We start from the raw sequence: 2,155 nt of genomic DNA, 5'->3' as shown, positions 1-2,155 counted from the left end.
GAAGGCGGCGCGTTCAAAAAGAGTACCTGCGGGTTCTTCGTTTTCGCCTTCTGGGGTTAACCCCGATTTTTAGACAGAAGCGCCTAGATCTCGGCGGGAATGCCGGACTTTCTTAGCCGGAATTCTCTATGCGGGTTGATGCGCTGCATTAGCTCTCCACTATCGAAAAATACTGTTGATCACAATTCTCTATTTCGATGCACCGCTCCGGGGTGAGCGCGCCCGCCGCGGGTGCGCCGGCGCCTCCGGGCCGGGCATGCCGAGGGCCTGTGCGGACGACAAAACGCCCGGCCTCCTCGTTGGAAAACCGGGCGTTCACGCTTCAGGGCGGAAGCGGCAGATCAGAGCCGGCGAAGACCGGGATCAGAACTCCATCGATTCGGCCGTGCGGATGATCTCCTCGCGCATCTTCTCGATCTTGTCGGAGAGCTCGCGGGCGCGGTTGTAGCTCTCTTCGGCCGGGCGGACGCCGAGCTCGGGGTCGGGAAGCGGCACGAGCAGGTTCTCGAGGTCCTCGGCGCGGATCTGCGGCACGGCAGTGTTCGAAGAAATGCGCTGCAGACGCTCCTGCACCGGACGGCACTGGAGGTAGCGCAGCAGGTACTTCGCGGAGTGCACCGGGCTTTCGGTGCGCAGGCGCAGGATCACGAAGAGCTGGCCCGCCATCCAGATCTCGCCCGCGGGGATGTCCTCGACGAGGGCGAGGGAGCCCACGCGCCCGCGCTGCGTGAGCAGAATGTCGCCCGGGCAGAGGCTCTGCTTCTGCATGCGGCGCACCTGGACCTTGTCCTCGAAGTCGGGCTGGATCGACTTCTTCGGGCGGCGCAGGAACCCGCACTCGGTGATGTCGTTCGGCGTCGCCTCGCGCATCGAGCCGTCGCCGCCGTCAACGGCGGTGCCGAGTGCATGGCAGCGGATCACCTCGACGAAGGCCGTCAGGGGCCGTGCGCCGCGCCGGGAGAGGAGCTCGTCGATCTCGCGGTCGCCCTGCGTTTCGATGCGGCTGCCGACCGTGAAGATGCACTTCTCCTCGAGGAGCGCGGCCGCATGGGCCGAGACCGCCTCGATGCCTTCGCCGCCGGAGCGCCCGGTGAGGAGCGTATCGGTGAAGGCCGTGCGGAGCTTCACGGGCCAGGGGCGGCGCGAGAACTGCAGGCGCGGGAAGTCGATGAGCTCGACGTCGGTCAGGGGCTTGTCGGCGACGTCGCAGAAGAGGAGCCCGATCGTCTCGATGCCGGACTCGACGCCCGCAGCCGACGGGAAGGCGGCGACGCGCGCGAGGCGGCGAGAATGGAGGTAGATCGCTTTCAATTCGAGGTCCTCGCCCTGCGTGCGGAAGAGCGACCCGCCCGAGACGATCGCGACGATGCGGTGCGTGTTGTCGAGCGCCGCTTCGGCGTAGGAGAGCTCATCCAACTGGAAGCGCCCGATCGGGGCGCGCCCCGAGTCGGTGTTGGGTTCGGGGACGGTGATCACCGGCGCATTGAAGCGCCCGAGGCGCAGGTCGCCGCCGCGGATGATCTCCGTCTCGACGTCGAGGTCGAAGGCCTTGAGCGACTCGAAGATGAGCGCGAGCTTCGTGGAGGGCGTCGCAAAGCGCCCCCGGCCGCGCGAGAGCGCCCAGCGGGCCGCAGCGACGAACGCGCGGTCCTCGCCCACCACCCAGAAGACATCGTCTGGCTCGCCCTCGGTGAGCCAGGGCGCGACGGACTCGACGAGCTCCGCGCGGATGGCGGACTTCCTCAGGAAGTCGCGCGCATAGACGCGCAGAAAGCCGCCCAGAAGCATCTTCGGGTTCGTCGACGCCTCGAGCGACATGTGGATCTCAATCTTCTCCTGCGGCACCGAGAGGCTCCAGGGGAGGTCGGCGAGCCAGGGGCAGGTCTTGACGGTGAGGCGGCGGAAGGACTCCGTGCCGTTCACGGTGAGCGAGCGCTCGCCGCCGTTGCGGATCTGCGTGAGGAGCACGGCCGTGAGCACGAGCTGCGAGCCCGCCTCGACGCGGGTGTTGGAGGCGAGCTGCCGCCAGTAGCCTTCGTAGTTGAGCGGTGATTTAGCCATTTTCTTCTCTTGAACCTTCCCTCTGCGACCGGCGCCGGACTCCACGAACGACCGCCCTCCGAGTGGGCGGCGGGGGCGTCGTGCATCACGTCGC

General features: G+C 67.2%; 1 protein-coding gene. It reads right to left on the bottom strand.

The features are described 5' to 3' along the window. Window positions 1-363 precede the first annotated feature (363 nt). Complete coding sequence (locus tag ACT6Y9_RS10570) at window positions 364-2,061, bottom strand: hypothetical protein (protein WP_443744502.1); 1,698 nt, start codon at window positions 2,059-2,061, stop codon at window positions 364-366. Window positions 2,062-2,155: the final 94 nt, after the last annotated feature.

It is taken from the genome of Sutterella sp. (genome assembly GCF_052272535.1).
Taxonomy (GTDB): Bacteria; Pseudomonadota; Gammaproteobacteria; order Burkholderiales; family Burkholderiaceae_F; genus Sutterella.
The sequence above is the reverse complement of the archived record's forward strand: the minus strand, read 5'-3'. Positions and strand labels throughout refer to the sequence as shown.

Bases quoted from the DNA above. Each gene is read 5' to 3' on its own strand.
- ACT6Y9_RS10570 (WP_443744502.1), bottom strand. From the start codon at position 2,061: ATGGCTAAATCACCGCTCAACTACGAAGGCTACTGGCGGCAGCTCGCC.